General features: G+C 75.7%; 19 protein-coding genes. 14 read left to right on the top strand and 5 right to left on the bottom strand.

The window, feature by feature from the left end:
• Positions 1 to 74: 74 nt before the first annotated feature.
• From RMN57_RS02080 to RMN57_RS02070, 3 genes are all read left to right on the top strand, one after another.
• Positions 75 to 500 (top strand): ATP-binding protein, encoded by a 426-nt coding sequence (locus RMN57_RS02080; protein WP_313761605.1) that lies wholly within the window; start codon positions 75 to 77, stop codon positions 498 to 500.
• A gap of 107 nt (positions 501 to 607) precedes the next feature.
• Positions 608 to 1,765 (top strand): hypothetical protein, encoded by a 1,158-nt coding sequence (locus RMN57_RS02075; RefSeq protein WP_313761604.1) that lies wholly within the window; start codon positions 608 to 610, stop codon positions 1,763 to 1,765.
• A gap of 359 nt (positions 1,766 to 2,124) precedes the next feature.
• The gene (locus RMN57_RS02070) at positions 2,125 to 6,402 is read left to right on the top strand and encodes a molybdopterin-dependent oxidoreductase (RefSeq protein ID WP_313761603.1); all 4,278 of its coding nucleotides are present in this window, start codon (positions 2,125 to 2,127) and stop codon (positions 6,400 to 6,402) included.
• Between the two features lie 75 nt (positions 6,403 to 6,477).
• On the opposite strand, the gene RMN57_RS02065 is transcribed toward RMN57_RS02070, so the two are convergent.
• Both RMN57_RS02065 and RMN57_RS02060 read right to left on the bottom strand, forming a co-directional pair.
• A complete protein-coding gene (locus RMN57_RS02065) occupies positions 6,478 to 7,602 on the bottom strand; it encodes a glutamate--cysteine ligase (protein WP_313761602.1) in 1,125 nt (374 codons plus the stop codon).
• A 6-nt stretch (positions 7,603 to 7,608) separates the two neighbouring features.
• Positions 7,609 to 7,785 (bottom strand): hypothetical protein, encoded by a 177-nt coding sequence (locus RMN57_RS02060; protein WP_313761601.1) that lies wholly within the window; start codon positions 7,783 to 7,785, stop codon positions 7,609 to 7,611.
• A 245-nt stretch (positions 7,786 to 8,030) separates the two neighbouring features.
• Between RMN57_RS02060 and RMN57_RS02055 the strand changes: the two genes are divergently transcribed.
• The 4 genes from RMN57_RS02055 (at position 8,031) to RMN57_RS02040 (ending at position 11,366) form a co-directional block, all read left to right on the top strand.
• Positions 8,031 to 8,537: an ATP-binding protein gene (locus RMN57_RS02055; RefSeq protein ID WP_313761600.1), complete on the top strand. Its 507-nt coding sequence runs from the start codon at positions 8,031 to 8,033 to the stop codon at positions 8,535 to 8,537.
• A 315-nt stretch (positions 8,538 to 8,852) separates the two neighbouring features.
• On the top strand, positions 8,853 to 9,815 hold the full coding sequence (locus tag RMN57_RS02050; RefSeq protein WP_313761599.1) for a SigB/SigF/SigG family RNA polymerase sigma factor: 963 nt from the start codon (positions 8,853 to 8,855) through the stop codon (positions 9,813 to 9,815).
• Between the two features lie 324 nt (positions 9,816 to 10,139).
• Entirely contained in the window at positions 10,140 to 10,814 is a 675-nt protein-coding gene (locus tag RMN57_RS02045) for an HAD family hydrolase (RefSeq protein ID WP_313761598.1), read from the top strand.
• A gap of 258 nt (positions 10,815 to 11,072) precedes the next feature.
• Complete coding sequence (locus RMN57_RS02040) at positions 11,073 to 11,366, top strand: carbohydrate-binding module family 14 protein (protein ID WP_313761597.1); 294 nt, start codon at positions 11,073 to 11,075, stop codon at positions 11,364 to 11,366.
• A gap of 549 nt (positions 11,367 to 11,915) precedes the next feature.
• Here RMN57_RS02040 and RMN57_RS02035 read toward each other — a convergent pair.
• The gene (locus RMN57_RS02035) at positions 11,916 to 12,869 is read right to left on the bottom strand and encodes a TIGR03557 family F420-dependent LLM class oxidoreductase (RefSeq protein ID WP_313761596.1); all 954 of its coding nucleotides are present in this window, start codon (positions 12,867 to 12,869) and stop codon (positions 11,916 to 11,918) included.
• Positions 12,870 to 13,058: 189 nt separating this feature from the next.
• Between RMN57_RS02035 and RMN57_RS02030 the strand changes: the two genes are divergently transcribed.
• The 5 genes from RMN57_RS02030 to RMN57_RS02010 all read left to right on the top strand — a co-directional run bounded on the left by RMN57_RS02030 (position 13,059) and on the right by RMN57_RS02010 (position 17,705).
• Complete coding sequence (locus tag RMN57_RS02030) at positions 13,059 to 13,217, top strand: hypothetical protein (protein ID WP_313761595.1); 159 nt, start codon at positions 13,059 to 13,061, stop codon at positions 13,215 to 13,217.
• A 168-nt stretch (positions 13,218 to 13,385) separates the two neighbouring features.
• A complete protein-coding gene (locus tag RMN57_RS02025; protein ID WP_313761594.1) occupies positions 13,386 to 13,580 on the top strand; it encodes a hypothetical protein in 195 nt (64 codons plus the stop codon).
• A 138-nt stretch (positions 13,581 to 13,718) separates the two neighbouring features.
• Complete coding sequence (locus tag RMN57_RS02020) at positions 13,719 to 14,042, top strand: STAS domain-containing protein (RefSeq protein WP_313761593.1); 324 nt, start codon at positions 13,719 to 13,721, stop codon at positions 14,040 to 14,042.
• Between the two features lie 7 nt (positions 14,043 to 14,049).
• Positions 14,050 to 16,509: a SpoIIE family protein phosphatase gene (locus RMN57_RS02015; RefSeq protein ID WP_313761592.1), complete on the top strand. Its 2,460-nt coding sequence runs from the start codon at positions 14,050 to 14,052 to the stop codon at positions 16,507 to 16,509.
• Positions 16,510 to 16,709: 200 nt separating this feature from the next.
• Positions 16,710 to 17,705 (top strand): iron-containing redox enzyme family protein, encoded by a 996-nt coding sequence (locus RMN57_RS02010; protein WP_313761591.1) that lies wholly within the window; start codon positions 16,710 to 16,712, stop codon positions 17,703 to 17,705.
• A gap of 57 nt (positions 17,706 to 17,762) precedes the next feature.
• On the opposite strand, the gene RMN57_RS02005 is transcribed toward RMN57_RS02010, so the two are convergent.
• Positions 17,763 to 17,942, bottom strand: coding sequence for a CDGSH iron-sulfur domain-containing protein (locus tag RMN57_RS02005; RefSeq protein WP_380235417.1), 180 nt, complete (start codon positions 17,940 to 17,942; stop codon positions 17,763 to 17,765).
• Between the two features lie 40 nt (positions 17,943 to 17,982).
• A complete protein-coding gene (locus RMN57_RS02000; protein ID WP_313761589.1) occupies positions 17,983 to 18,639 on the bottom strand; it encodes a HemK2/MTQ2 family protein methyltransferase in 657 nt (218 codons plus the stop codon).
• 318 nt (positions 18,640 to 18,957) lie between these two features.
• Between RMN57_RS02000 and RMN57_RS01995 the strand changes: the two genes are divergently transcribed.
• Together RMN57_RS01995 and RMN57_RS01990 are read left to right on the top strand one after the other, a co-directional pair.
• On the top strand, positions 18,958 to 19,686 hold the full coding sequence (locus RMN57_RS01995) for an ANTAR domain-containing protein (RefSeq protein WP_313761588.1): 729 nt from the start codon (positions 18,958 to 18,960) through the stop codon (positions 19,684 to 19,686).
• Positions 19,683 to 20,468 (top strand): GAF and ANTAR domain-containing protein, encoded by a 786-nt coding sequence (locus tag RMN57_RS01990; protein WP_313761587.1) that lies wholly within the window; start codon positions 19,683 to 19,685, stop codon positions 20,466 to 20,468. The genes RMN57_RS01995 and RMN57_RS01990 overlap by 4 nt, the downstream gene beginning before the upstream one ends.
• Positions 20,469 to 20,528 lie beyond the last annotated feature (60 nt).

The raw sequence follows: 20,528 nt of genomic DNA, 5'->3' as shown, positions 1-20,528 counted from the left end.
TGTGGAGCGCAGCGACGGCGCGAAGCGTCGACACGGCGTGAAGCGTCGGGACGGCGCGAAGGAGGTGCGGTCACATGCCCCGGGCCCGGTTGCCCGCTGAGCCGCGCCCCCTCGCGGGGCCACGGGCCCGCTGGCTGCCGCTGGCGGCCGACACGGGCGCGGTGGCGGAGGCCCGCGCCGTCACCGTCGACTTCCTGGACGACGTGGCCGATCCGTCCGCGGTCGCCGATGCCACCCTCCTGGTGTCCGAACTCGTCGGCAACGCCATCCGCCACGCCGGGGAACCCGGTTGGCTCCTGCTCGTCCGTCGTCCCGGCCTGCTGTGGATCGAGGTGAGCGACTCCAGTCCCCGACCGCCGCTGCCCCGTCCGCCGCGCGGCGCCGATGCGCCGGGCGGCCTGGGGCTCTTCCTGCTGAACCTGCTCTCGCTGCAGTGGGGCTGGCGCCCGATGGGGCCCGGCAAGGCCGTCTGGTGCGAGCTGCGGCTGCCTCCGAGTTGACGCTCGGCCCCGAACCGAGTTGACGAACGGCCGGGTCGGTTGTCCGGGTGTCCCCGGTCGTGGGCCGGGTAGGCGCCTGTGAAGAGCCACCGATTCGGGAGGCCGCCATGGACCTCAGCTTCCTCACTCCGCTGCTCGACCGGACCGGCCCCTGGGCCTCGGTCTACCTCGACACCTCGCGTGCCACGGAGGACGCCGCCCAGCGCCGGGCCCTGATCGACCGCGCCGCCGTGAACCGGCTGGGCGGCGCCGGCGCCGACGAGCGCACCTGCGTGGCCGTCCGCGACCGACTGGCCGCCGAACCGGCCGCCGACTCGCCGCCCGGACGGGCGCTGTTCGCCGCGGACGGCGACGTGGCACTCGACGTCCCGCTCGCGGTGTCGCCGCCCGACGTGGCCGCCACCTGGGCGCCGCTCCCGCACACGGCGCCCCTGCTCGGCCTGCTGGACGACGCTATGCCGCGCTGCCTGGTCGCGGCCGTCGACCGGACCGGCGCGGAGCTGGAGCGGTGCGACCTCGGCCGGATGCAGCCGGCCGGCGCCGTCGAGGCGCCGCAGTGGCAGGGCCGGGGCCACCGCGCCCCGCCCGCGGACCGCTACGAGTGGCACTACCGGCACCGCGTCGAGGACGCCTGGGACCGGACGGCCTCGATCATCGCCGACCACCTGGCCCGGGTCTGGCCGGAGAGCGGCGCGGACCTGCTGGTCCTGGCCGGCGGCGCCCGCGAGCGCCGGGCCGTCCACGACCGCCTGCCGCAGCAGCTCCGGGCGGTCACCGTCGAGGTGGACGGCGGCGGCCGGGCCGCGGGCATCGACCGCGACGCCTTCGACCGGCAGATCCGGGAGGCCTGGGCCGACCACCGGGCCGGCCACCTCGACACCGTGCTGGGAGCCTTCCAAGCGGGCCTGGGGCGCCCCGGCGAGCACGGCACCGACGGTGCCGGCACCGAGACCGCACCCGGCGCCGCGGCCCAGGGCGTCCCCGCCGTGGTGAGCGCCGCACGGCAGCACCAGCTCGCGGCCCTGCTCGTCCAGGAGGGCGGCGGCGACCCGGAACGCCCGGTGTGGATCGGCCCGAGCCCCGAGCACATCGGCGTCCAGCGCGCCGACGTGCGCGCGATGGGCGTCGACCACCCCGAGCTGGCCCCCGCCGCGGACGCCCTGCTGCGCGCCGCCACGGCGGCGGGCGCGGAGGCCCTGCTCGTGCCCGAGGCCTCGCCCGGCCCGCCCGGCGGTGTGGGCGCCGTCCTGCGCTGGGCCGCCTGAACCCTCCCGCGCCGCAACGACCGGGCCCGCCCCGGCCGGGCCCGCTCCGATCGGGGCCGCCCCGGCCGGGCCGGGTGGGGGCGGGCCCTGGCCTGCGTCGGCGGGCGGAAACCGCGTTCACCCGGATCCGTGCGGCCCCGGTCCTCCCCGCGGGCCCGTCCCGGTAGCGTGAGGACCGGCGTCACTCACGCCCGGAAGGTCGGGCCGTGCGGCGGGGTTTACGTTCGGGGCGGGCCTTCGTGATCTTCCGGTAACGCCGTCTTCCTACGGTGCAGACGGTGGGACTCCCCACCGTCGGGCAGCGCCGGCCTGCATGGACCGGGCCGGCGACGAGGATCGCTACCTGGGAGGGAGCATTGGTGACGGCACCGGGTACGGACCCCGTCGAGAGCGTGCGGACCGTCTGCTCGTACTGCGGCGTCGGCTGCGGGATGCTGCTCGACGTGGCGGTGGACCCGGTGACGGGCCGTCGCACCGTCCTCAAGGCGTCCGGTGACCGGAGCCACCCCGCCAACGCCGGACGGCTCTGCACCAAGGGCGCGACCACCGCGGACATGCTGGCGGCCGCCGGCCGGCTGAAGGCCGCGCTGATCCGGACCGAGCGCGGGGCGGAGGCGGTGGCCGCGGAGGTCGACGAGGCGATATCCGCGACCGCGCGGCGCCTGCGGGCCGTCCTCGACGAGCACGGGCCGGACGCGCTGGCGTTCTACGTCTCGGGCCAGATGACGCTGGAGGCCCAGTACTTGGCGAACAAGCTAGCCAAGGGCTTCGTCGGCACCCACCAGATCGAGTCCAACTCCCGTCTCTGCATGGCGAGTGCGGGCAGCGGCTACAAGCTCTCGCTGGGGGCGGACGGCCCGCCCGGCTCGTACCGGGACTTCGACCACGCGGACGTCTTCCTCGTGATCGGCTCCAACATGGCCGACTGCCACCCGATCCTGTTCCTGCGGATGATGGAGCGGGTCAAGGCCGGCGCCAAGCTCGTCGTGGTGGACCCGCGCCGGACCGCGACCGCCGACAAGGCCGACCTCTTCCTGCAGATCCGGCCCGGCACGGACCTCGCCCTGCTCAACGGGCTGCTGCACCTGCTGGTGGAGAACGGGCACACCGACCCCGGGTTCATCGCGGAGTTCACCGACGGCTGGGAGCAGATGCCCGGCTTCCTAGCGGACTACCCGCCCGCCGAGGTCGCGGCGACCACCGGGATCCCCGAGGCGGACATCCGGCAGGCAGCCCGGCTGATCGGCGAGGCGGGGGAGTGGACGAGCTGCTGGACGATGGGGCTCAACCAGTCCACGCACGGGACCTGGAACACCAACGCCCTGGTCAACCTGCACCTGGCCACCGGCGCCATCTGCCGCCCCGGCAGCGGCCCGTTCTCGCTCACCGGGCAGCCGAACGCGATGGGCGGCCGGGAGATGGGCTACATGGGGCCGGGACTGCCCGGCCAGCGCTCGGTGCTGGTCCCGGAGGAACGGGCCTTCGTGGAGGAGCTCTGGGGCCTGCCCGCCGGCACGCTGCGCGCCGAGGCGGGCCGGGGCACCGTGGACATGTTCGAGCGGATGGCCGACGGCGAGATCAAGGCCTGCTGGATCATCTGCACCAACCCGGTCGCCTCGGTCGCCAACCGGAAGACCGTCATCGCCGGCCTGGAGGCCGCCGAACTCGTCATCACCCAGGACGTGTTCGCCGACACCGAGACCAACGCCTACGCCGACGTGGTGCTGCCCGCCGTCCTGTGGACCGAGGCCGAGGGGGTGCTGGTCAACTCCGAGCGCAACCTCACCCTGGCCCGGCCGGTCACCCGACCGGTCGGCCAGGCACTGCCGGACTGGCAGATCATCGCCCGCATCGCCTGCGAGATGGGCTTCGCGGCCGGCTTCACCTACGCGAGCGCCGAGGAGGTCTTCGAGGAGATCAAGCGGGCGTGGAACCCCAAGACCGGCTGGGACCTGCGCGGGGTGACGTACGAGCGGCTCCGCGAGACCCCCGTGCAGTGGCCCGCGGCCCGGACCGACGGCCCGGACCGCAATCCGGTCCGCTACCTCAACGACGGCGTCAGCCAGGCCCTGCTGGAGCGGCCGGACGGCAGCCGGCCGCGGCTGGCCTTTCCGACGCCCACCGGCCGCGCCGCCTTCTTCGCCCGGCCGCACCTGCCGGCCGCCGAACTCCCGGACGACGACTACCCGTTCGTCCTGAACACCGGCCGCCTGCAGCACCAGTGGCACACCCTCACCAAGACCGGAAAGGTCGCCAAGCTCAACCGGCTCGACCCCGGCCCCTTCGTGGAGGTCCACCCGCAGGACGCCGAGGTCCTGGGCGTCACCGACGGCGACCACCTGGAGGTCGCCTCCCGGCGCGGCCGCGCGGTGCTGCCGGCCGTCGTCACCGACCGCGTCCGGCCGGGCGACTGCTTCGCGCCGTTCCACTGGAACGACCTGTTCGGCGAGTACCTCAGCATCAACGCCGTCACCAACGACGCGGTGGACCCGATCTCCTTCCAGCCGGAGCTCAAGGTCTGCGCCGTCGCCCTCCGCGCGGTGGCGGCACCCGAAGCGGTGGAGTCCGCCGCCCCGGTGGAGTCCACCGTCCCGGCGGCGCGGCGGCCGCTGGAGGGGAGCGTCCCGGAAACGGCCGCCGGGGAGCCGGCCGCGGCGATGGCCAGGCTGCTCGGCGTCGCCGACCTCGCACCGCCCGCGCTGACCGGCGTCGAGCGGACCTACGTCGCCGGCTTCCTCGCCGGACTGCAGTCCGCGCCCCCGCCAGCGGGTGCCGTGCCCGTGCTCCCGGCCCGGGGGCCGCTCGACCCGGAGCACGCCGGCTGGATCAACGGCGCCCTGGCCGGGGCGTACTCCCGCACCGAGACGGGCGGGCCGCCCCGGTCCGTTCTCGTCCACGACGCGCCGACGGCGGTCGAGGAGCAGGCCCCACCCGCCCGCACGGTGCTCGTGCTGTGGGCCTCCCAGACCGGCAACGCCGAGGAGTTCGCCGCCGGGGCCGCGGACCGGCTGGCGGCCGCGGGCTGGCAGCCGCTGGTCCTCGGCATGGACGAGGCCGGGCCCGACACGCTCGCCGACGGCGCGCCGGTCCTCCTGATCACCAGCACCTTCGGCGACGGCGAGGCCCCCGACAACGGGTCGGCGTTCTGGGACCGTCTCACCGGCGACGGCCTCCCCGACGCCGGCGGACTGCGCTACGCCGTGCTCGCCCTCGGCGACTCCAGCTACGACGACTTCTGCGGCCACGGCCGCCGGCTCGACCAGCGCCTCGGCGAACTCGGCGCGGTACGGCTCGCCCCCCGTACCGACTGCGAGCCCGACTACCAGGAGGCGGCCGACCGCTGGCTCGACGAGGTGCTCTCGGCCCTGGCCGGGCACGCGGCCGGCCCCGCCGCGGAGCCTCCCGCAGCGGCCCCCGCCGCGGAGCCGGCCACTTCCACTGCGACGGCCGCTGCCACGCCCGCGGCCCGCCCGTCGGCCGGCCCGTCGGCCCCCACGACCGGCACCGGGTACTCGAAGGCCTCGCCGTTCGGCACCCTGCTGGTCGGCAACCGGCTGCTCAGTCGCCCGGGTTCCGCGAAGGAGGTGCGGCAACTCGCCTTCGCCACCCGCGGGGGCGACCACGGCGACCTGGTCTACGAAGCGGGTGACGCGCTCGGTGTCCGGCCGGTCAACTGCCCCGAGCTCGTGGCGGAATGGCTCGCCGTCACCGGGCTCGACCCGGACGATGCCGTGTCACTCGGGGACGGGGGAGCGGTCCCGTTCGCCGAGGCGCTGCGGAGCCGCTTGGAGATCGCCAGGATCACCCCGGACCTCCTGCGGTTCGTGGCCGAGCGCTCCGGCGACCGCGAACTCAAGCGGCTGCTGCGCCCCGACAACACGGGCGAGCTGGCGAAGTGGAGCTACGGCCGGCAGGCCGTGGACGTGGTCGGCTCGCTGCCCGTGCGGGCCCGCGCCGAGGAGTGGGCAGGCGTCCTGAAGCGCCTCCAGCCCCGGCTCTACTCGATATCGTCCAGCCCGCTCGCCCACCCGGACGAGGTCCGGCTGACCGTCTCGGTGGTGCGCTACCCCAACGGTTCCGGGCGGACCCGGACGGGCGTCTGCTCCGCCTACCTCGCGGACCGCGCGGACGACGGTCCGGTGCCCGTCTTCGTCCGGCGCTCCCCGCACTTCCGGCCGCCGGCCGACCCCGCAGCGCCGATGATCATGGTCGGCCCGGGCACCGGCGTCGCGCCCTTCATCGGCTTCCTGGAGGAGCGCCGGGCCTCCGGACACGCCGGGGCGAACTGGCTGTTCTTCGGGGAGCAGCGGCAGGCCACCGACTTCTACTACCGCGAGGAGCTCGCCGCCTTCCAGGCGTCGGGACACCTGGACCACCTCGACCTCGCGTTCTCCCGCGACCAGCGGAACAAGGTCTACGTCCAGGACCGGATGCGCGAGCACGGCCTCCGGCTCTGGGACTGGCTGCAGAACGGCGCGCACTTCTACGTCTGCGGGGACGCCTCCCGGATGGCCAAGGACGTCGACCGGACCCTGCACGAGATCGCCCGTACCCACGGCGGCCTCACCGAGGAGGCGGCGGCCGCCTACGTCGCCGAGCTGGCGGCCGACAAGCGCTACGTCCGCGACGTCTACTGAGGCCTTGCACGTGAAGCCTTGCGCGTGAGGCCTGCCACGGCGGCCGGCCCGGCGTCGGTCAGTGTCCGGCGCCGGTCAGGGCGCGGCGACGGTGAGTGCGGCGAGGTGGTCGACCACGTCGGACAGGCGACCGTGGCGCTGGAGGGCCCGCCGCTGGCGGGCGGCGCCGGTGCCGAGGGCGCGCAGGCGGGCGAGGGCGGACTCCACGGTGGCCAGGTCTCCGGCCGCGGCCAGCCCGGGGGCGGCGCGCTCCAGGAGCCGGTCGGCCAGGACGGCCATCGGTGTGTGCCGGCCGGTGCACGGATCGACCCCGTCCCCGGAGAGACCGGTCCGCGCGGCCTGCCAGTGGGCGGCGCCGACCAGGCCGTGGGGGAGGGCGGGCGCCGGCCGGCCGGCCCGGATCTCGTCGAGCAGGACCGCGGCGAGGCCGCGCAGCAGCCCGGCGAGCAGCAGGACGGTGTCCAGGTCGGCGTTGACGTCGGCGATCCGCACCTCCAGGGTCGGGACGTGCTCGGAGGGCCGCGCGTACCAGTAGATCATCCGGCGGTCGAGCAGCACCCCGCACTCCACCAGGGCGTCCGCCAGCGCCTCGTACTGCGCCTCGTCCAGGACCGGGGGCGGTCCGACGGTGGGCCAGCGCGACCACTGGACGGTGCGCCAGCTGGCGAAGCCGCTGTCGCGGCCCCCGGAGAAGGGGGAGTTGACCGCGAGCGCCTGGACCACCGGCAGCCAGGGCCGCAGGTGGTTGCAGAGCGCCAGCGCCTGTCCGCGCCCCTCGGTGCCGAGGTGTACGTGGCAGCCGCAGAGCGCGCCGTCGTAGCCGTCGAGCACGCCGGCGTACCGCGTCGCCATCCGCCGGTAGCGCGGGCTGTCGGTGACCGGGCCGGGGCCCGGCCCGGAGAGCACCGGCGTGCCGGAGGCCACCAGCAGGCAGCCGGCGTCCGCGGCGGCCTCGGCGACGACCGAGCGCAGGTCGGCGAGGTCGGCGCGCAGGTCGGCGAGCCGTGCGGCCGGGCGGCTGCACACCTCGACCTGGACGGGGAAGAACTCGTTCTGGACCCGGTCGCCCAGCACACCGGCGGCGGCTGCGATCACCTGGGGAGCGCGCTCGACGGGCAGTCGGGTGTGCCGGTCGACCAGCAGGAACTCCTCCTCCACACCCACCGTCGGCACGACCGGCGGGGCGTCCGTCGTGACCACCGCAGCTCACCGCCCTCGGGCCGGCGCCCCGGCGGTGGCGCCGAGCAGGGCGGCGGCCCCGCGGGCGACCAAAACCAGGCGGTCGCCCCCGGTGGCGCAGGCGCGGACGCAGGCCCGACCCGCTCCTGTGGTGGCGCCGGTGATGACCACGGTGCGGGGTTGCGAACGGGCGGGGATCGTCATGGCCCGCGTCTAGCCCGGTGGGAGCCGTCGAAACCTCCGCCCGGCCCGCCTGGACCGGCGCCCGTCCGCACGTGTGGCGGTGGGACGGGTGGGTAGGCGTGATCGCGGGAGACGGACACACCCGGTGACCGGCCGGACCCGTGGGGCGAATGCACCGCCGGAGCCGCGTTCTCCGTCGGCCCTGTGGCCAGGCTCGACCCGACCGCCTGACCGCACGCCGTGCGACCACGTGTGAGGAGGCCCGGATGGACCGCCCCGGGACAGGCCCGCTGCCGGGCCCCGCCCGGCCGGGCGCCGAGCAGACCGCCGAGCAGACCGCACGGCTCGCCCTCGGCAGCCGAACGGCGGTGGTGCAGTGCAGCCGCGACTTCTGCCGCCAGGCGCTGCGGCAGTGGCATTGGCTGCCCGCCGCGGACGAGGAGCAGCTGGCCGTCGCGACGGACGTCGTGCTTATGGTCTCCGAACTGGTCACCAACGCCTGTCTGTTCGCTCCCGGCGGCCCGCGCGAGCTGCGGTTGCGGTGGAACGGCCTGAGGTTGCGGGTGGAGGTCGCCGATGCCAGCCCGGTCCCGCCGAGGCTCCTCCGGCGCGCCGACAGGCGGTGCCCGAGCGGCTACGGCCTATGGGTGGTGGACCGGCTCGCGGGCGCCTGGGGCCATGTGCCCGAGGGGCACGGCAAGGTGGTCTGGCTGGAGGTGCCGTCCCCGATCGACCACCACGTCCGGACGGCCCGTGCCGGGCGGCGGCGCTGAACGCGGGCTCCCGCTCGCGGTCGCATCCCCGGGGCATGGCGCCCCCTCTCTTCCTGTCGGAGGTCACTGCGGTCGCGCGCCTATCCGGACAAATCGAAACAAAACATCTAAACCGTGAATTGAATGTCGTGCATGGGGGTAGAAGACCTCTGCAGCGGCCGCGGGCGACCCGCCGCCGCTCCCGCACCCAACGGGTGCCACCGGGACCTTCGCTTGAAGAAGCCGGGCACAGGTCCTGGGGGAAGAAGCCTGCGAAGCACGAGCGCGAGCCGCGCCGTCTCGCGGGGCGTTCACCCCGATGCCCAGGAGAAGCAAGTGTCCACCTCACTGGAAGCCCGCGCTCGGGTGGAATCCCATGAGCGTGTCCGCCCGCCGGAAGCCCCGTCGTCCGAGCTCCCGCCGAGAGCCGGGCCGGGCCTGCCGTCCGACCTGCCCCCGCGCCCGACCGAGGCCGAGCTGCGCACGATGGGCAAGTCCGAGGCGCGTGAACTCAGCGACGCGCTGTTCGAGCGTCTTGCCGGGCTCGCCCGGGAGACACACGCCTACAGCTACGTGCGCGGCACGATCATCGAACTCAACATGCCGCTGGTGCGGTTCATCGCCGCCCGCTTCCGGCACCGGGCCGAGGACATGGAGGACATCCTCCAGGTCGGCACGATCGGCCTGATCAAGGCCGTGGACGGCTACGACCCCGCGCGCGGCGTCGAGTTCGTGACCTACGCCATCCCCACCATCGCCGGCGAGATCAAGCGCTTCTTCCGCGACACCTCCTGGCCGGTACGGGTTCCGCGGAGCATGCAGGAGCTCTACCTCACCGTCGCCCGGGGCTCGGACCGGCTGGAGCAGCAGCTCGGCCGCCTCCCGCACCCCGAGGAGATCGCCGAGGACCTGCACATCACCGCGGAGGAGGCCGTCGAGGGGCTGGTCGCCGGGCGGGTCTACCGTCCCAACTCCCTGGACGCGCTGCGCGACCACGACACCGACGAGGCGGGCAGCGCGCTGCTCGACCGCCTGGGCTCCTGCGACCCCGGCATCGAACTGGCCGTGTTCCGCACGGCCGTGCAGCCGCTGATCGCCCGGCTGCCGAAGCGCGAGCAGACGGTACTGAAGCTCCGCTTCTGGGAGGGCCGGACCCAGTCCGAGATCGCCGACCGGATCGGCGTCTCGCAGATGCACGTCTCCCGGCTGCTGGCCGCCACCCTCGCCCGGCTGCGCGAGGAGCTGGACGACTGCGACGCTTCCGGATGGGCGGACGACGACCCGGAGCCGCCCGCCTGAGCCCGCCCCGCCGGTCACCGCGCCGATTTCCCTCCCGACGGGCGTTTCCGGCCCCCCGTAGCGGACAGCCGCGCTGCGGGGGGCCGCCCGTCGACGGGGTCCAGTCCGCACGTCCAGCTGCACGCCCCCGCCGCTGCGCCTGTCCCCCGACTGCCGCCACCTGGAGGTTCCACGACCACGTCCGGGTCAACGGCTGCTCTTCGACGGCAGCCTCGAACCCCCTGGCGGCACCGTCACCCCCGGTGCCCACGGCACCCCCGGCCACGGACTCCGCCTGGCCCCCGCCCGGGCCGCCGAGTACCGCGTCGCTTGGAAGGACGACCCATGACGACCACCGCAGCAGCCCTGTTCGACGTCGACGGCACCCTGCTCGACACCACCTACCTGCACACCCTGGCCTGGTGGGAGGCCCTGCGGCAGTACGACCGGACGGTGCCGGCCGCCCGCGTCCACCGGGCCGTCGGCATGGGCGCCGACCAGCTGCTCGACCACCTGCTCGGCGAGCACCGCGACCACGACGACGACGCGGCGATCACCGCCGCCCACGACGCCCTCTACGCCCGCCACTGGCCGGTGGTCAGGCCGCTGCCGGGCGCCCCCGAACTGCTCCGCGCCTGCGCCGGGCGCGGCTGGCGGATCGTCCTGGCCAGCTCGGCCTCCGAGCGGGAGCTGACCGTGCTGCGGCACGCGCTCGGCGCCGACGACGTGATCGCGGGCGTCACCACCGCCGAAGACGTGACCGCCACCAAACCGGCCCCGGACCTCGTCCGGGCCGCCCTGGACCGGGCGGAGGCCGGGCCCGGGCACGCCGTCTTCGTCGGTGACACCGTCTGGGACATCGCGGCCGCGGGCCGGGCCGAGGTCCCGTGCATCGCCGTGGAGACCGGCGGTTTCGCCGCGGCGGAACTCCTCGGCTCCGGCGCCGCCGAGGTCCACCGCGACACCGCCGAGCTGCTGGCCGAGCTCGACAGAAGCCTGCTCGGCAGGCCCGGCTGCTGAAGGACGCCCCGCTTCCGACGGAGAAGCTGCCTGCCGCCGCGTTCCTGCCGCTGAGGCCGGCCGAGCCCAGCGTGCCGATCTCGGCATCGAGCGACAAGCGACTGGAGCTCGGAGACCGCGTTCGCGTTCAGGACCTCGGCGACCAGGAGTGGGACCGCATCCGGTTCGGCCTGCGTCTCGGTTGACCATGGGGTGAGCCGGGCGCCGACGCCGGCGGCGGCCGTGCTCCGTGGTGGGCCCGCCGAGCAGCCGCAGTACGTGACCAAGCCGTGCCCGGGTGATCAGCAGTACTACCCGGCCGACGTCCCGGAGAAGTTCTGGGAGTGCAGCAACGGCACCGCCTACCTCTTCGACTGCCCCGCCGGCCTGCACTGGGACACTGAGCTGCTCACCTGCAACTACCCCGAGGCGGCGGGCTGGGAGCCTCCTGCGGGCCGGACCAGCGGCGGGCGACGGTCTGCCTCGCTGGGCTCGGAGGGAATGCAGCGGCTGGAGACCAAGCACATCCAGGGGCAGGTCATCACGCACACCATCGTCAAGCCCCTGCTGTAGTGATGCCGGCTCCCGGCGGGTAGGACGAGGCCGGGTGGACGTCCAGGTCGGTCAGGCTTCGTGGCAAAGGGTCAAGATCGCCGGTCAGAGGACAACCGCTCCCGGGCCTTCGCGCCCGCCCGGGCAGCCGGGCAGGTCGACGGCGTGCTGGTCGGGCACCGGGCCGCCGGTCACCGTGCAGGCGGGTGCGAGCCGCGGGCGGTCCTCGTGGAGCCGGGCGGCCGTGAACCGCACCGCGTCGTCGAAGAGTCCGGGCGCACGCAGGCGGCGTCGGCCTGGCCGGCCACGCACCGGTCGCGGAACCGGACGTAGCGGTAGTCGTAGTTGCGGCCGGCCTCGGCCCTTTCCGGAAGGCCGGTGGTCGCCGCGGCGACCCAGCCGGTGCGGATCGGCCGGAAGGGCCAGCGCGTCGCGGCACGCCACCCCACGGGCCCACCAGAGCACCGCGTTCGCCGTCGGCGGGAGCGCGTACTCGCGCAGGCTCCACGGGGGGTAGTACTACACGGGGCCTCCGATCGTCGCACCGGTCGCCACGCCGACCGCGGGCCGTCACGACAGCCGGGGGAGGACCTGCTCGCGGTAGAAGTCGAAGAACCCCTCCTGCTCCGGGCCGATCTGGCCCACGTACACCTCGTCGAATCCGGCGTCGACGTAGCCGCGCAGCCGGCCGGCGTGCTCCCGGGGGTCGTCGCCGCAGGTGACCGCCCGGGCCACCTGCTCCTCGGTGACCAGTTCGGTGGCCTGCTCGAAGTGCTGCGGCGTGGGCAGGACCTGGGCGAGCTCCCCGGGCAGCAGCTCGCTCGGCCAGAGCCGGTGGACGGTCTTGACCGCCCGCTCGCGCTCCTCCGACCAGCACACCTTCACCCCGCCGAGCACCGGCCCGGTGCCGCCGGCCGCGCGGTAGCGGGCGATCAGCCAGGTATCGGGTGTCATGGTGACCAGACCGTCCGCGAACTCCGCCGCCAGCTCGGCCGCCTTCGTCCCGAACGCCGACACGTACACCGGCAGCCGGCCGGCCTCCGGCGGGGTGTACAGGCGGGCGTTCTCGACGGTGTAGTGCACGCCGTGGTGGGAGACGACGCCGCCGGTGAACAGCTCGCGCATCACCGCGACGGCCTCCTCCAGCATCTGCGCGCGCAGCTCGAACGGCGGCCACCGGTCGCCCAGGACGTGCTCGTTGAGGGCTTCGCCGGTGCCCACCCCGAGCCGCAGGCCGCCCGTCAGCTGCACGTCCGCGGTCGCGGCGGCCTGCGCCGTCACGGCGGGGTGGAGCCGGACGGTCGGACAGGTGACCAGCGTGGTCACCGGCAGCCGGGTGACCTCGGACAGTGCCCCGATCACACCCCAGACGAAGGGGCTGTTGCCCTGGGCGTCGTTCCACGGGTGGAAGTGGTCGGAGATCGCCAGCCGGGTGAAACCGGCCCGCTCCGCCAGCCGGGCCTGCCCGACCAACTCGGCGGGGGTGAACTCCTCGCAGGACAGGAAGTAGCCGAACGCGGTCATGGTGGCCTCGGTTCGTCGGTGGATCGTCGGTTCCTCCGCCGGGCGGCTAACCGGCTGGGTCGTGGTGAAACCTCCGTACCGCGCCTTCCCCGTCACGCCCGCCGTCGTTTCCCCGGCCCGCCAGCGGGTAGCCGGGTGGGTCCCGGGCGCCCCGGCCGGGCGCCCCCGAACCCCCGGAGGTGGCCCACCATGGACGCGCGCGACGGCGCCGGTCCGAGCCGGTGCGTCCGCACCCACGAGCCGTCGGAGGCCGGCGAACCCGCCCGCCCCCGCCCGGCGGACGCACCGGACGACGAGAGCAGGGAGCAGGGCGATGCGGAGACCTACGCCGTCCTCGGCGAGGACTGAACCGGCGGGCTCCGCCTGCCCCGACCCGTCCCCCCGGCCCACGCGCGCCGTCTGGCGTCCGGTCCACCACCGGCCCGGCCGCCGCTGGCCCGGCGTGGGCCACGGCGCCCGCGCCGCCCGCTACCCGGCCCAGGACCGGGCCGGGACCGGTTTCTGAGGAGGCACCCGATGGACGACACGCCCCAGGGCGGCGCCGGCGGCGTCCCGCACCGCCCCGACGACGAGCCCGAGCACCACGGCGAACACGAGACCAGGCCGGGCGGGACCGTGAAGACGGTGCGGGCCGGGACACCGGTCGCCGAGCAGCGGGCCGAGCCCGCCCACGACGAACCCGCCGACCGAGAGGAGCCCGACGGGGACTGACCCGCACTGGCGAACCCGTCCGCACGCCCCGACGGCACGGGCCCTCTCCTCCGGATCCCGTCGCGCGCCCGGCAGGATCCGAACGGGAGGGCCTAGCCTGGAGGTGGGCCGGACGACGGGCTCGGCGGGAGCGACCGGATGAAGGACTTTCCCGAGGTCAACGGCTGGACGGTGGTGCCGCTCAGCGGTGACCTCGACGACTTCGCGGCGCGCGAGGTCACGCGGCTGCTGGACGTGCTGGTGGCCGGTGGCACGGTGCGCGTGGTCGTCGACCTCGCGGCCGTCGGCTTCGTCGACTCCACCGGCCTCAACACGCTGCTCGCCGCCGCCCGCAGGGCGCGCGACGGGCAGGGGGAGCTGCGGCTGGCCGGCGCCGTGCCGCGGGTCCGGGACGTCCTGGACCTCAGCGGCGTGTCGGCGGTGCTGCCGCTCTACCCGGATGCGGCGGCGGCCTGTGCCTGAGGACCGGATGACCGGCGAGCCCGTACGCGGCGACGGGACGGCCGAGCCCGCACGCGGCGATGAGACGGCCCTGCTGCGGGAGGCCGTGGACCGGCTGCGCGACGAGGCGGAGGGGCTGCGCCGGGCGATGCGCAGCCGGGGCGTCATCGAGCAGGCGAAGGGCATGCTCGCCGAGCGGCTGGGCTGCACGCCGGACGAGGCCTTCGGCCACCTGGTGCAGCTGTCCCAGGACTCCAACCGCCGGCTCGCCGACATCGCGGCCGGCCTGGTCGGCCTCGCGGCCCCGATCACGGGCGCCGTGGACGACGACGAGGCCCCGTTCCGGGAGGCCCCCGCGGACCCGGTCCTGCCCGGGGCCGAGCCGCCCGTTCCGGCTCCGCCCGGCGCGGCCCGCCTCACCCCGGTGCCGGGCCTGGCCGCGCGCTACCACCTGGCCGCCTCCGCGCTGGCCGCCGCGGACACCCCGGAGGAGCTGGCCCGGCTGCTGCACGAGGTCGCCCTGGCTCCGCTCGGCGTCGTCGCGGTGGTGCTGGGCGTGCTGGAGCCGGACGGCGCCGTGGCGCTGGTCGGCAGCCACGGAGTGGAGCAGCGCAGGGTCAGCCAATGGCAGCGCGTCCCGCCGGAGACGGGGGTTCCACTGGTCCAGGCCGTGCACGGCGGCGGCGTGGTGTGGGAGACCGTGCCCGAGTGGCCCGGGGCCGAGGAGCGGCGGGCCCGTGGGCCGGACGGCCCTCCCACGGCCGCCCGGCCGATCGTCCCGGGCCGGATCGCCTGTGCCGTGCCGCTGCGCCGCGGCGACCGGATCGCCGGCGCGATGAGCCTCGGCTGGGATGTCCCGGTCGACCGGGCCCGCGCGGCCACCCGGTACGTCGAGGCGCTGGCCGGCCTGGTGGCGGGGCACCTGCTGCGGGTCACGGCCTCCGACGGCGGTGAGCCGGAGCTCGCGGTGCCGGGCGGCGAGCACTGGTTCCGCGACGTGCTGGACGCCGTGTTCGAGCCGGTCCTGGTGCTCTCCGCGGTCCGTGAGGGGGGCGGCGACGCCGCGATCACCGATCTGCGCGTGGTGTACGCCAACGCCGCGGCGGGGACGGTGTCGACGGTCGGTCGACGCCTCACCGAAGTCCTCCCCGGCCTGGTCACGACCGGCACCTTCGGCCGGATCCTGGACGTCGCCGCGACCGGCGTCCGCTTCGAGGGCCGGGCCGAGAACTTCACGGGGACGGGAGCCACCGAGGTCCTGACCGTTCGGGCGGTGCCCTTCCTCGACGGCGTCCTGGTCACCTGGCGCCCCCGGAACGGCCTCGCGGAGCGCGCGGCCCGGCTGGGCGAGGCGCAGCGGATGGCAGGCCTCGGCAGCTTCTCCTGGACGCCCGGCTCGGCCGGGCTGGACCTGTCGGAGGAGGCCCTGCGGCTGCTCGGCCTCGACCCCGGCCGGACGGCCCCGATCACCCCGGCCGAGGCACTGGACTGCGTGAGCGCCGCCGACCGCCAGGCCGTCCGCCTGGTCGCCGGCCGCCTCCTGGCGGGGCAGCGGACGGCGGCGCTGGACTTCGACGCCGGGCCCGGGGACGGGGCCCCGCGCGCGCTGCGGGCCACCGCGGAGGTGGTCGCCGATCCCGCCGGGGGAGACCTGCGCGCCGTGCACGGCGTGCTCCAGGACGTCACCCGGTGGCGGCGGACCGAGGAAGTCCTCTCCGGGGTCCGGGCCAGGCTGGCCGAGCAGCGGCGCCGGGGCGCCGCCGAGCACCGGACGACGCGGGCGTTGCAGGACGCGCTGATGGCCGCACCCCGCCAGCCCGACCTGCCCACCGCCGGCCTCGACCACGCCGCGCGGTACCTGCCGGCCGGGGAGCACGCCCGGGTCGGCGGCGACTGGTACGACATCGTTCGACTGCCCGACGGACGGGTCCTGCTCGCCGTCGGCGACGTCAGCGGTCACGGCCTTGCCGCCGCCGTGGGCATGGCCGAACTCCGGCACGCCCTGCGCGGCCTCTCCTACACGGAGGAGGACCCGGCCGCACTGCTCGGCCTGCTCAACACGATGCTCTGGCACCAGGGCAGCCGCCGGATCGCCAGTGTGCTGTGCGGCCTGCTCGACCTGGAGGCCCGGACGCTCACCTGGAGTGCGGCCGGCCATCCGCAGCCCGCCGTCCTCCGCGACGCCACCGCGGCCCTGGCCGAGGGGCCGACCGGCATCGTCCTCGGCGCGGTGGCCGAGCCCGACTACCGCGACACCGTGCTACCGCTGCGGTCCGGCGACACGGTGCTGCTGTGGACGGACGGCCTGTTCAACCGGCGTGACGGAGCCGGGGCGCGTCCCGACCGCCTGCTGCGCGCGGCCGAGGCGTGCGGCGAGGACGCCCTGGAGGACTGCCTCGATCACATCGCCGACAGCTTCGGCGGCCCCAACCCGGCCGACGACAGCTGTCTGCTCGCCGTCCGGCTGGCCCTCCAACCGGCGCGTTAGCCCGCACCCCCGGCGGGGCACCCGCTACCGCGGACCCCCACGTGCGAGGAGGCGGACACCATGAACCGGGAGCTGCAGGCCCGGCCCGGGATCGGACGGCGGCAGCGCCGTGGCACCGCGATCGCTCCGGCGCTGCCACGTGCCGGGACCGCCGCTCCGGCGCTGCGACGCGCCGGGGCCGAGGACCGGCGGAGCGGGCGGTGAGCGGCCCGTTCGGCCCGCGCGGGCCGTTGTCGGAGGCGGTACTGGGCCTGGTGACGGCCGGGCCGCCCGGCGCCGGACGGTTGCTCGCACCGCCCGGTCCGGTCACCGACCCCTGGGGCGAGGACCACCAACTGGCGCTGCACCTCTGCTACGAACTCCACGACCGGGGCCTGCCGGGCGTCCACCCCGGCTGGGAGTGGGAGCCCGAACTCCTGATGCTGCGCCGGGCACTGGAGCGCTCCTTCCTCGCCGCGGTGCGAGCGGCGGCGGAGCCCGTCCGGCCGTTGCCGGAGGCGCTGGAGCGGGTGCTGGTGGAGCCGGCCGAGGGCACCGGGCCCTCGCACTTCCTGCTGGCCGAGGGCGAACGCCGGCACGTCCGCGAGTACCTGGTGCACCGGTCGGTCTACCACCTGAAGGAGGCGGACCCGCAGCTGTGGGTGCTCCCGAGGATCCACGGGCCCGCCCAGGCGGCGCTGATGGCCATCGCCTACGACGAGTACGGCGCCGGCCGCCCGGAACGGGCCCACTCCCTGCTGTTCGCGCGGATGATGGCCGCCTTCGGCCTCGACCCCGGCTACGGGCACTACCTGGACCTCGTGCCCGCGCCGTCCCTGGCGGTGGTCAACCTGATGACGCTCTTCGGCCTGAACCGGGCGCTGCGCGGCGCGGCCGTCGGGCAGTTCGCCGCCATCGAGATCACCTCCTCGCCCGGCTCCGCCCGGCTGGCCGCCGCGCTGGAGCGGTTGGGCGGCGGCCCCGACGGCACCCTCTTCTACCGGGAGCACATCGAGGCGGACGCGGTGCACGAGCAGTTGGTACGGCGGGGTGTGATCGAGGAGCTGGTCGCGACCGAGCCGGAGCTGGAACGGGACATCGCCTTCGGCCTCGCGGCCGCCGAGGTGCTGGACGACCGCTTCGGGGACCACCTGCTGGGCCGCTGGCGGTCCGGCCTGACGTCCCTGCGGGCACCCCTGCCCGGGCCCTGGGACTGAGCCCGGGTTCCGCCGGAGGAGCCTCACTCCAGCCTGCGCCTCACCCCCGCCTGCGCCTCAGTCCCGCCGTGGGCGGCCGCGCCGCCGGTGGCTGGTGTCGCAGAAGGGGTAGCGGCGGCTCCGCCGGCAGGTGCACAGCGCCACCACCGGCCGCTCGGAGGTCCGGACCGTGCCGTCCGGCAGCACCACCTCCACCGGCCCCTCGACGAGCAGCGGGCCCCCGGGGACGACGACCACCCTGGTAGCGGCCCGATCAGGGCTCCCGGACACCGCCCGTTCAGTGCTCCCGGACACCGCGCACCACCACCAGCTCCTCCTCGCGCTCGCCCGGGGCGATCAGCCCCAGCCGCTCGAACAGCCCGGCCCGTGCCGTCATCACCGGCCCGAACGGCTGCCGGCTCCGTGCCGCCACGGCCGTGCGCAGCCCGGCCCGGCGCAGGGCCGCCAGCGTGGCCGGGACGTCCGCCAGCGAGGACTGCACCACCAGCAGTACGCCGCCGCGCGCCAGCCGGCCCGGGGCCGCGCCGCAGAGCCGGTCCAGGACCAGCCGCCCGTCCGGCCCGGCGTCCCAGGCCAGGGCGGCGCCCCGCCCAGGCGAGCCCGTGTCGGGCCGGACCGGGACGTACGGCGGGTTGGCGGTGATCAGGTCGAAGCGCTGCCCGGCGACAGGCGTCAGCAGGTCCCCCCGGCGGAGCCTGACCCGGCGCCGGCGCAGCCGGGTGTTGAGCCAGGCGGCGAGGACGGCGCGGACGGACAGGTCCACCGCCGTGACGCTGGCTCCGTCCCGGGCCGCGGCGAGGGCGACGGCCCCCGTCCCGGTGCAGAGGTCGAGTACCCGGCTGGAGCCGTCCAGGCGCTCGCGGCGCACGCAGGAGGCCAGCAGTTCCGTGTCGCCCTGGGGCGGATAGACGCCCGGCGGTCTGATCAGCAGCATGCCGGGCGGCTGCCCGGCCCGGCGCCGCACAATCCCCGCCGGGCCCGTTTCGGGCGCGGGCTTCAGGTACGGCTTCGGGCACGGGCCGGCAGGGCCCGTTGGACGCCGCGATGGCACGGGGTGTGTAGGGCACCGCGCGCCGGGTAGGCGCGCACCGGTGGACGGGGCACGGCGGCGACCGCGCCGCCGGGTCGCTGCCCTCCGGACTCCGCCACCTGTACTCCGGTGGTCACGCCGCGGCGCGAGGCGGCATGACCACCAGGACGGTCCCCGCCGCCCGCGGGCGGCGGGGAGACGAACGAAGAACGAGGCACGGAGATGGCCGATCTGACGCGGATCGCGCAGATCATGGCCGAGGCCGTCAACGGCCCAGGCCAGGGGGCTCTCGCCGAACGGCTCTGTGCCGCCTGCGTCGAGGCCCTGGCAGTCGAGGCGGCCGCGATCACGCTGATGGCCGACACCGGCCACCGTGCCGGCGTGTGGGCCAGCGACGCGCGTGCCCGCCGGCTGGAGGAGCGGCAGTTCAGCCTCGGCGAGGGCCCGGGCGTGACCGCCTTCCGCGGGCGCCGCCCGGTGACGGTGATCGACCTTCTCTCCGCCGACGAGGTGCGCTGGCCGGTGCTGGTGGCCGACCTCGCCGCGGCCGCGCCGCCCGACGGGGGACTGCGCAGTGTCTACGCCTCCCCGCTCCACCTCGGTTCCGCCGGCATCGGCGTGCTGACCCTCTATCGCGTCCGGCCCGGTCTCCCCGCCCCCGAGGAGATCGCCGACATCCAGGTGGCCGCGACCAGCGTGACCCTCGCGATCGTGGGCTCCTTCCTGGGGCCGTCCGGCGAGGTCCCCGTCCAACCGTGGCTGGACGACCCGCCGCTGAACGGCGTGGAGATCGACCAGGCGGTCGGCATGATCATGGTGCAGCTGCGAGTCCCCGCCGCCGAGGCCCTGGACCGGCTGCGTGCCCACGCCTTCACCCACGACCGGGGGGTCGACGCCGTCGCGCACGGTGTGGTGCACCGATGGCTGCGGTTCACCGAGGAGGACCGATGACGGATGACCAGCGGCGGCGCGAATGCGCAGCCTCGCCGGGGGAGGGGGAGGCGGTCACGACGCGCGAGGCCCGCGTGAACGAGGCGTTCGCCGGGCTCACCGGGACGCTCGTCGCCCGCGGCTACGACACCGTCGAGTTCCTGCACCGGCTCACCGAGGTCTGCACGGCACTCAGCGGTACGGCCGGTACCGGCCTCGTCGTCGTGGATCGCCACGGCGCGCTGCGTGACATCGCCTACTCCGGCGACCGGGTCCGCCGCCTGGAGACCCTGCAGATCGCGGAGGGCGAGGGCCCCTGCCTGGACTGCCACCGCACCGGCGAGCCGGTCGTCGAACCGGACCTCTCCCGGGCCCGGGCGCGGTGGCCCCGGTTCGTGCCGCAGGCGCTGGAGCTCGGCTTCCGCTCGGTGCACGCGGTCCCCCTGCGGCTGGACGGCCGGTCGATGGGAGCGCTCAACGTCTTCGACGTCCGGCCCGGGGTCGAGCCGGGCCACGACGGCCCGGACATCGTCCAGTCGCTCGCCGACCTCGCCGTGATCGCCCTGCTCCAGCGCCGGCACGGACGGGAGCAGACCGTGGCCGAGGAGATCGGCAGCGCGCTGGTGGATCGCAGCGCCGTCGAGCGGGCCAAGGGCGTGCTCGCGGAGGCGGCAGGGCTGGACATGGACACCGCCTTCGAGGTGCTCCGCTCCCACGCCCGCCGCAGCGGCACCGGCGTCGCCGAAGTGGCCCGCGCGCTGGTCGACGGGCGCCTGGACACGACCACCGTGCTGGCGGGCTGACCGACCGGCAGGGGCCGGCTTCCACGGGCCCGTGCCACCCCCGCGGGGTTACACCGGCTT

This window comes from Kitasatospora sp. CM 4170 (genome assembly GCF_032110285.1).
GTDB classification, from domain to species: Bacteria; Actinomycetota; Actinomycetes; order Streptomycetales; family Streptomycetaceae; genus Kitasatospora; species Kitasatospora aburaviensis.
This window is presented reverse-complemented; position numbering and strand designations above follow the sequence as displayed.

Bases quoted from the DNA above. Each gene is read 5' to 3' on its own strand.
- RMN57_RS02080 (WP_313761605.1), top strand. From the start codon at position 75: ATGCCCCGGGCCCGGTTGCCCGCTGAGCCGCGCCCCCTCGCGGGGCCA.
- RMN57_RS02055 (WP_313761600.1), top strand. From the start codon at position 8,031: ATGGACCGCCCCGGGACAGGCCCGCTGCCGGGCCCCGCCCGGCCGGGC.
- RMN57_RS02020 (WP_313761593.1), top strand. From the start codon at position 13,719: ATGAAGGACTTTCCCGAGGTCAACGGCTGGACGGTGGTGCCGCTCAGC.
- RMN57_RS01995 (WP_313761588.1), top strand. From the start codon at position 18,958: ATGGCCGATCTGACGCGGATCGCGCAGATCATGGCCGAGGCCGTCAAC.
- RMN57_RS02060 (WP_313761601.1), bottom strand. From the start codon at position 7,785: ATGACGATCCCCGCCCGTTCGCAACCCCGCACCGTGGTCATCACCGGC.
- RMN57_RS02035 (WP_313761596.1), bottom strand. From the start codon at position 12,869: ATGACCGCGTTCGGCTACTTCCTGTCCTGCGAGGAGTTCACCCCCGCC.
- RMN57_RS02025 (WP_313761594.1), top strand. From the start codon at position 13,386: ATGGACGACACGCCCCAGGGCGGCGCCGGCGGCGTCCCGCACCGCCCC.
- RMN57_RS02000 (WP_313761589.1), bottom strand. From the start codon at position 18,639: ATGCTGCTGATCAGACCGCCGGGCGTCTATCCGCCCCAGGGCGACACG.
- RMN57_RS02045 (WP_313761598.1), top strand. From the start codon at position 10,140: ATGACGACCACCGCAGCAGCCCTGTTCGACGTCGACGGCACCCTGCTC.
- RMN57_RS02075 (WP_313761604.1), top strand. From the start codon at position 608: ATGGACCTCAGCTTCCTCACTCCGCTGCTCGACCGGACCGGCCCCTGG.
- RMN57_RS02030 (WP_313761595.1), top strand. From the start codon at position 13,059: ATGGACGCGCGCGACGGCGCCGGTCCGAGCCGGTGCGTCCGCACCCAC.
- RMN57_RS02015 (WP_313761592.1), top strand. From the start codon at position 14,050: ATGACCGGCGAGCCCGTACGCGGCGACGGGACGGCCGAGCCCGCACGC.
- RMN57_RS01990 (WP_313761587.1), top strand. From the start codon at position 19,683: ATGACGGATGACCAGCGGCGGCGCGAATGCGCAGCCTCGCCGGGGGAG.